This window comes from Pseudomonas sp. CG7, assembly GCF_023701885.1.
GTDB classification, from domain to species: domain Bacteria; phylum Pseudomonadota; class Gammaproteobacteria; order Pseudomonadales; family Pseudomonadaceae; genus Aquipseudomonas; species Aquipseudomonas zanjanensis.
The window spans coordinates 9140-9470 of the sequence record NZ_JABAEE010000132.1; the positions used below are offsets into that span (position 1 = coordinate 9140).

General features: G+C 62.5%; 1 pseudogene. It reads right to left on the reverse strand.

Annotated elements, in window-relative coordinates:
• Positions 1 to 122: 122 nt before the first annotated feature.
• Positions 123 to 331, reverse strand: a pseudogene (locus tag HGO40_RS29380) (MATE family efflux transporter); the annotation flags it as partial.

A 331-nucleotide genomic window follows, 5' to 3' on the forward strand; every position in this document is an offset into this window, starting at 1 on the left:
CGCGCTCGCGCCTCGCCCGGAAGCCTGGGTCAACTCGCTGTTTATTTCTTTCAATCCCACCGGTTTCGCGCCGCAACCCCGGCTCCCACATTTGGATTTGAGTTGAGTCACACAGCAGCGATCTACACCAACCGCTCGATCGGCTGATGCTGCCACACCCGCTTGTAGTACAGCGTCTGCAACAGCAGCATGCTCAGGTAAGCCACCGGAAACGCCATCCACACCCCTTGCAGCCCGAAGCGGGCGTCCAGCAGATACGCCGCCGGCACTTGCACGGCGACGATGCAGAAGATCGAAATGGCGACCGGCGCCAGCACCGTGCCGCTGGCGC